General features: G+C 66.9%; 11 protein-coding genes. 10 read left to right on the top strand and 1 reads right to left on the bottom strand.

The window, feature by feature from the left end; translation table 11 throughout:
- From Afe05nite_RS40570 to Afe05nite_RS40540, 7 genes are all read left to right on the top strand, one after another.
- The coding region (locus Afe05nite_RS40570) for a hypothetical protein (protein WP_203822668.1) at positions 1-255 on the top strand (255 nt) is incomplete at its 5' end.
- Positions 256-269: 14 nt separating this feature from the next.
- Positions 270-1253, top strand: a complete 984-nt coding sequence (locus tag Afe05nite_RS40565; RefSeq protein ID WP_203822667.1) for a hypothetical protein — start codon at positions 270-272, stop codon at positions 1251-1253.
- A complete protein-coding gene (locus tag Afe05nite_RS40560; protein WP_203822666.1) occupies positions 1250-1675 on the top strand; it encodes a hypothetical protein in 426 nt (141 codons plus the stop codon). The genes Afe05nite_RS40565 and Afe05nite_RS40560 overlap by 4 nt, the downstream gene beginning before the upstream one ends.
- Entirely contained in the window at positions 1672-3009 is a 1338-nt protein-coding gene (dnaB, locus tag Afe05nite_RS40555) for a replicative DNA helicase (protein WP_203822665.1), read from the top strand. Before Afe05nite_RS40560 ends, dnaB begins: the two co-directional genes overlap by 4 nt.
- A gap of 79 nt (positions 3010-3088) precedes the next feature.
- A complete protein-coding gene (locus Afe05nite_RS40550; RefSeq protein WP_203822664.1) occupies positions 3089-3328 on the top strand; it encodes a hypothetical protein in 240 nt (79 codons plus the stop codon).
- On the top strand, positions 3328-3705 hold the full coding sequence (locus Afe05nite_RS40545; protein ID WP_203822663.1) for a hypothetical protein: 378 nt from the start codon (positions 3328-3330) through the stop codon (positions 3703-3705). Before Afe05nite_RS40550 ends, Afe05nite_RS40545 begins: the two co-directional genes overlap by 1 nt.
- Before the next feature lie 7 nt (positions 3706-3712).
- Positions 3713-4231, top strand: coding sequence for a TIR domain-containing protein (locus Afe05nite_RS40540; RefSeq protein ID WP_203822662.1), 519 nt, complete (start codon positions 3713-3715; stop codon positions 4229-4231).
- 158 nt (positions 4232-4389) lie between these two features.
- On the opposite strand, the gene Afe05nite_RS40535 is transcribed toward Afe05nite_RS40540, so the two are convergent.
- Positions 4390-4803 carry a hypothetical protein gene (locus Afe05nite_RS40535; RefSeq protein ID WP_203822661.1) on the bottom strand — a complete coding sequence of 138 codons (414 nt, stop codon included), beginning with the start codon at positions 4801-4803 and terminating at the stop codon, positions 4390-4392.
- A 682-nt stretch (positions 4804-5485) separates the two neighbouring features.
- Between Afe05nite_RS40535 and Afe05nite_RS40530 the strand changes: the two genes are divergently transcribed.
- From Afe05nite_RS40530 to Afe05nite_RS40520, 3 genes are read left to right on the top strand one after another with little or no spacing between them, the layout of a single operon-like run.
- Positions 5486-6304, top strand: coding sequence for a hypothetical protein (locus tag Afe05nite_RS40530; RefSeq protein WP_203822660.1), 819 nt, complete (start codon positions 5486-5488; stop codon positions 6302-6304).
- On the top strand, positions 6301-6507 hold the full coding sequence (locus Afe05nite_RS40525) for a hypothetical protein (RefSeq protein WP_203822659.1): 207 nt from the start codon (positions 6301-6303) through the stop codon (positions 6505-6507). Before Afe05nite_RS40530 ends, Afe05nite_RS40525 begins: the two co-directional genes overlap by 4 nt.
- Positions 6504-6923 (top strand): hypothetical protein, encoded by a 420-nt coding sequence (locus tag Afe05nite_RS40520; RefSeq protein ID WP_203822658.1) that lies wholly within the window; start codon positions 6504-6506, stop codon positions 6921-6923. The genes Afe05nite_RS40525 and Afe05nite_RS40520 overlap by 4 nt, the downstream gene beginning before the upstream one ends.
- The last annotated feature ends 79 nt before the right edge of the window (positions 6924-7002 follow it).

The following is a 7002-nucleotide window of genomic DNA, read 5'->3' as shown; positions in this document are numbered from 1 at the left end:
GAGCAGGCTGCGCAACTTTGCGTAGCACGTGACAAGACCGGGGCAGGATGCGCGAGCGCCATCGCGGCTGCCACATACTTCGACAACTGCCCAAACTGCAAGCGCGAAGACTGTGAGGGGCACGGCTACTGGTGCACCCAGCACTTAGAAGCCGCACGCGCGGGACGCTTCCGATGGCACCACAATGACTCCATTGTTCAGATTTCCCGCAGGTCAGAGCCAACCAACATGACCATCGAAGAGCCGGTCTTCTGATGGCCTGGGGACGCATGGACGACGGCTTCGACGACCACCCGAAAATCGTCGCTCTCCTCGACGAGGACGACCTCACCACAGCGGGCGTCGCAGTTGGGCTTTGGACCCTGTGCTGGACGTGGGCGCACCGGAACACGCGCAAGCGCGGTAAGAAGCCTGGCCTTATCCCTGCCGGCCTGCCGCGGCGCTTCTTCGGCCAGGCCGGCAAGGACGCCGTTCAGCTTCTCGTGAAGCACCGGCTGTGGGATCCGAGCGAAGACGGCGGGTGGCTCATCCACGACTTCGAAGACTTCCTGCCCACAGAGGAGACGCGGGAGGCGCGCGCTGAGGCTGGTCGCCGCGGGGCCGCTGCCCGCTGGGCGGGACACCAAAAAGCTACAGAAGCGGACGAAGTGGCCTGCGGCGATGGCAATTTGCCATCCACTTGCCATGAGCCCGCTAGCAAAGCGGTGGCATGCGATGGCTCGCGCGCGCCGGCGCGCCGGGATTCCCACTCCCATACCCATACCCAGACCCAAGCCCAAGAAGAAGATCCTCCTTCGGAGGATCTGTTCGGCGACGCCGCTGAACCCGCCAAGAACCGCGCCAAGGCAAGGCAGACCAAGGCAACGAAGGTCGCCACCCGCATCCCGGACGACTTTCAAGTCCCTTCGGCGATGGTGCCGTGGGCCGCCGAGAACGCCCCCCTCGTCGACTGGCCTACAGAAACCGAGAACTTCCGCGACTACTGGCAGGCCAAAGCGAAAGACGACACCAAGAAGGACTGGATGGCCGCATGGCGAACCTGGATGCGACGCGCTCAGAAGGACCTTGAAGGGCGTGGGGTCACCCGACGGTGGAACCCGGACGCCAACGACCAGGGGCGATCAGGCACCAACCTTGCCCGCCGCTCTCCTCCTCCCCCCGAACAACGTTCAACGAGCTCCCAGCGCGCTGCGGACATCCTTGCCATCGGCGCCCAAATCCGAAACGAATCTCTCAACGGAGGGAACGTATGACCCCCGAAGACACCGCGAAGCTGCTCGCCGCAGCCGCGATGTTCGACTACCGAAAAGCTGATCGCGACGACATCCTCATGTGGCACAGCGTCATCGGTGACCTCGCCTACGACGACGCCATCGAGGCGGTCAGACGGCACTACGCCGAATCCACCGAGCGCATGATGCCCGCCCACATCCGGGCCGGCGTCCGGGCGATCCGCAACGAACGCGCCGAAAAGACGCCGTCGGAGGCGCGTGCACTGCCATCGCCGTTCGAGGACGACGCCGACCGGGCCGAGCGTGGCCGGCGTGGTTCGGCTCAGGTGCACGAGGTGCTGGCGGTGATCGCTAAGCGGATGAAGGACCGCGGCCAAGGCATCCCCGGCGACGCCCTGGAGCAGCTCCGCGAGCTCGCGGCGAGTGATGGGGGCGAGCAGTGAGCGACTGGGACACCGCGCCGCACGATGTGGAAGCTGAACAGGCGGCTCTCGGCGCGATGTTGTTGAGCGTCGACGCGTTGGACGCGGTGTCGGAGATCGTGCACGGGCGGGACTTCTACCGCCCGTGCCACACGACGATCTACGAGGCGGTGGTGAAGCTTCGCGACGGCGGGGAACCGGCCGACGTCCGCACGGTCACCGCGCACCTGGCGGAGACGGGTGAGCTTCAGCGGGTCGGCGGGGCGCCGTACCTGCACACCCTCATTGAGGCTGTTCCCACGATCGCGAATGGGGCGTTCTACGCGCGGATCGTTGCCGAGCGGGCGATATCCCGGCGTCTGGTCGAAGCAGGCCGGGAGATCACGCGGCTGGGCTTCAAGTCCGGCGGCCTCGACGGTGGCGGGGTTGACCTGTCGGCTGCGGTCGACTTGTCCCAGCAGGCGATCTTCGGAGTCAATCACCGCGGCGCCGACGACTACGCCTCCCTCGGCGAGATGCTTCAGCCGGCCTTGGACGAGATCGAAGCGTCGGCGGAGGCAGGGGACGGCATGATCGGCGTGCCGACGGGTTTCACAGACCTCGACCGGCTGTTGAACGGCCTGCACCCCGGGCAGCTGATCATCGTGGCGGGCCGGCCGGGTCTCGGTAAGTCAACGGCGAGCATGGACTTCGCCCGGCACGCGGCGATCCGGGCGAACGCACCTACGGCGATTTTCTCGCTGGAGATGTCCCGGGTCGAAATGACCATGCGGTTACTGTCGGCGGAGGCCCGGATTCCGCTGCACGCGATGCGGTCGGGGCAGCTCACCGACGACGAGTGGTCGAGGCTGGCTCGCCGGATGGGTGCGATCTCCGACGCGCCGATCTTCCTGGACGACACCCCGAGCATGACGTTGGCCGACATCCGGTCGAAGGCGCGCCGGTTGAAGCAGAAGCACGGGCTGAAGCTGCTGGTGGTGGACTACCTGCAGCTGATGAGTTCTTCGACGAAGTCCGAGTCCCGTCAGCAGGAGGTTTCGGACCTGTCTCGTGGTCTGAAACTGCTGGCGAAGGAGATCGAGTGCCCGGTGATCGGGGTGTCGCAGCTCAACCGCGGCCCGGAGCAGCGGACCGATAAGCGTCCGCAGAAGTCTGACCTGCGGGAGAGCGGCAGCTTGGAGCAGGACGCGGACGTGATCATCCTGCTGTACCGGGAGGACGAGTACGACAAGGAATCACCGCGCGCTGGCGAGGCCGATTTCATCGTGGCCAAGCACCGAAACGGACCGACCGACACGATCACCGTCGCCGCCCAGCTGCACCTGTCCCGCTTCGTGGACATGGCCATCGCGTAAGACCTGGACGGGGAGCGGAACGCCGGTAACGCTCCGCTCCCCCGCCTTATCCTCCCCCACCGCCCGAACGGAGATCCGCATGACCGCCGAACTGCTCGACGCCATCGCCGAGATGCGCAAGAACATCAACACCGCCCAAATGCAGCTCGCCGCCATGGTGATGACGGCCTGCCCCGGCCCACACCGGCCGACCCAGCACCGGGATCGGAAGCCGCCGTGGTGTTCTGCCTGCGGCAGGACCGCTGACGGTGTGCAGATCCAGGACGTCAACACGGCCGGCGCTGACGCCACCCGCACCCAGCTCGCCGAGGAGGCATAGTGACCCAACTGACCGACCATGCCGATCAGGAAATCGCCCAACTGATCCGCATCGCCGAGGATGTTCAGCGCGACCCGGCGGAGCGCGCGATAGCGCTACTTACGGCGCACCAGCGATGGGATGTCGGCGGATGCCTTTGCGGCTGGGCCAAGCTCGGCAAGTCGCACGCTGGACACCTGGTGGATGTGCTCGCGCAAGCGGGCTTGCTCGCCGAGGCTGACCATGATGCGACCCGGTGCCAGGCGGAGACCTGGTCGTGGCGGCACTTCAACACCGAGCTGGCCGACGGCTACTGGATCCGATGCTCGCTCGCCGGCCAGCACGACCGGCACAAGGACTCGCACACCGGGCTCACCTGGGTTGAGGGGCCAAGGTGATGGCGCTGTGACCACCTGGCCGACCGTGATGGTGACCGGTCACCGCCCGCAGCACTTGAAGCCTGCGGTCCACGCGTGGGTGCGTTCCGAGCTCGACCGGCTGGCGGTGAAGCTGCGCGACGAGCACGGCATGGCCGTCGGGGTGTCAGGGATGGCGATCGGCGCCGACCTGTGGTGGGCGGACGCCGTGATCTGTGCCGGGGTGAAGCTCGACGCGCACGTGCCGTTCCCGCAGCAGCCCGACAAGTGGCAGAAGGAGGACCGCGACGAGTGGATGCGCCTGTGCCGGGCGGCGTGGACGTTGAAGACCTACGGCGGCTACTTCGACGTGAAGACGCTGCACGCCCGGAACGACGGAATGATCAAGGCGGCGGATGTGGCCATCGCCGTTCACCTGCCCTGGAAGGCATCCGGTGGGACGGCGTCGGCGGTGGAGAAACTGACCGGTCTCGGCAAGCCGATCATCCACGTCAACCCGGCGGCGAGGGTCACGACGATCCGGATGCCGCAACCCACGGCGGCATGAACCGGGCACCCCGCGGTGAACTACAACGCTGTTCTTCGCGCGAAGATCTTCCGTCTGACCTGCAACAACGTCACGCTTGAACACGAAGACGGGTCGCCCGGGACTGCGGAAGCCATGAGTCACTGAAGGTCATCACTCACCCACCGGCCGGGCGCCCGTCACGGCACAGTGCCGTCGCCTTGCCCGATCTGCTGCTGCGGGTTTTGAAGCGGGTTGCTCGGCGGATTCCCCGCTCCGATGGCGGGCAGGTTCGTTGAGGGCAGTTGCGCCGGCGGAACCTGAAGCAGCCGCTTCTTACGCTTACGTCGTCCCGGCTGCTTGTGCGTTTCCCTGATCACCGTGGCCCGGCCGGTCTCGGCGGTGTTGATGGTGGCAATGCCACCGAAGAGCAGCGTGGCAGTGAGCGCCACAAGGGCGATGCTCAGGCTGATTACGCTAGGATCCTCGACGCCCGCCAACCGCTCGATGATGATCGCAGCTATTCCGACGGCCAGCGCCGACACCAGGATGGTCTTCCCGATTCGTCGCTGGATGACGACCCGCCGGTACAGGTGCTGCTCGTGTTTACGCATCCTGAGTTTGCAGGTGCCGCATGGGCATCTCCGCGAGCTCCTACTCACCGGCCGATCGTCGCAGGCGGTCATGCACCGTGCTGGCAGTTCAGCCGAACCCGAAATTGCGGCCCCTGAGGACCACCCACAGCGCTTAAAACGCCCTTCCGGGTGTCCATGTGTGCGCAGACGCCAGTCGGGCGGTAGAAACGACGCTGTGACCGGGATCCTCGACCTCACCGACCGACCCACCGACGGACTGTGCCCATGCGGAGCCGACCCGCGACCCGGCTCCCCGTACTGCTCGTGGGATTGCGAGCCCACCCACATTCCGCGGCATTCGCACCTCCCCGTCGCATCGCGGTTCACGCTGACCCCAGAGCAGGTGAGCCGGCTGACTCACACCGCGCGCACTCTGACCGACGCATTCGCGGCGCTCACCTCAGAGTTCAAGAGGGCCGCCGAGTCGCTAACGAGGTTGCGCCTACCTGGCGTGCCGCCCGCATCCGAGCCCGATCACCCTCTGGCCCGGATGAACGCCCGCCGCCAGAACGTCACCCACGGCCCGCAGCGAGCCCAGCGACCACCGAGACAGTTGCGCAGATGAGACGACGGCGCCGAACCACCCCGACCCGGCGCCGCCCCGATCCTCGACAGATCGCCATGCACGGTACCCGCTACCAGCACAAAGGGCGATCGACTGATGGTGGAAACACGCGAACAGCCCGGCCACTGCATCAACGGCACCACCTGCAAAGCCGCCGACCCGGCCACCAGACAGGGCTACCCGACCAGCGACCCCTACTGCTGGACCTGCCTGCAAGACGCCGAACGCGACATCCGAGGCCTCGTCTACGACTACCTCGACCTGGCCCAACTGCAAGAACCCGCCATGTCACAGGCCATCAACGAGAAAACCCGCGGCAGCAAAGAACCACCCATGCCCCTGGCCGCCCAGGTCGACGAACTCCAAGCCGAAATCGTCCACGCCGTCAGCCTGTGGGAACACGCCCTCCGCGCCGTCACCCACCTGCACAACCCGCACACCTTCGCCCCGCTGTGGCGCACCACCGTCTACGACCACCTCAACCTCACCACCGGGCGAGTCGGGCTCCTCAAAGCCCGCGGCGGCGCCACCGTCCAACGCGCCGTCGGGGTCATCGCACCCCGCCTCGAACGCCTCGCCAACCTGCCCGCCGCTACCGTCTGCCCCACCGGCATCGAATCCGAACCCGTCCCCATGTGCGGGTGGGAAGCCGTTCAGCAACTCCAGAACCTGCACCGCCGGGCCCGCGCCGCCCTCGGCCGCACCACCCGCAAGTTCTGGATCGGCGGGAACTGCTGGACCTGCCACGCCCGGCAAACCGCCGGCGAAGACGGGCCACTGTGGCGTTCCGAACCGAAACGGCCCGAGGACCCCATGGAAGTGCGCTGCTCAGCGTGCGGCGCCGCCCGCCCCTACCCCGACTACGAGGCCTTCATGACCACGCTGGAATGGCCCGAACTCGAGGTGGCGGCATGAAACACCGCGGCATCTACCGCATCGACGAAGAGCAACTCGCACGCCTACTCAAGCTACCCGCGGGGCAGCACGTCACCAGCGTCACCACCAGTTTCGAACGCCTCTCCGTCCTGATCATGGTGGAGGGTGAAGGCCTCCCCGAAGTCCACCCCGGAACCGAACCGCCCATCGTCGGCACCCTCGACGGGCCGTACCCCGCATGAACCCCGACCTCAACCAGCAGCCCCGCCGCGGCATCTGGCCCTGGCCCGTCGACACCCCCCTCGACCGGGCCCGCCGCATCGCCGGCCTCTACCGGGCCCGCCTGAACCTCGCCGCCCCCGACAACTGCGCCGAAGCCGACCAACTCATGCGCGACTACGGCGAAACGTGGATGCTCGACAAACCCGACATCATCGACCCCGACACCGCCCTGACCACGGCGCAGGCCGCCGAACTGGTCAACGTGCCCGTCGCCCGCATCCGCAAATGGGCTGGCCTCAACCATCCGGAGAAACCCGGCGAACCTTTGCTGCCCCGGTTCAAGATGCGCGGCCGGGACCGCACCTACCTCGCCGAACACGTCCTCGCAGCCGCCGCGGCGATGCGCCGCTACCGACACGCGCACGGTGGTTCTTGACCGACGTGTACCGCGCGGATAAGGTTCGTCCTGAGCCACTGTCTTGATCGCCCGCCTGAGCCCTTCGGTTCGGCGGGCG

It is taken from the genome of Paractinoplanes ferrugineus (assembly GCF_016862195.1).
GTDB lineage: Bacteria > Actinomycetota > Actinomycetes > Mycobacteriales > Micromonosporaceae > Actinoplanes > Actinoplanes ferrugineus.
The sequence above is the reverse complement of the archived record's forward strand: the minus strand, read 5'-3'. Positions and strand labels throughout refer to the sequence as shown.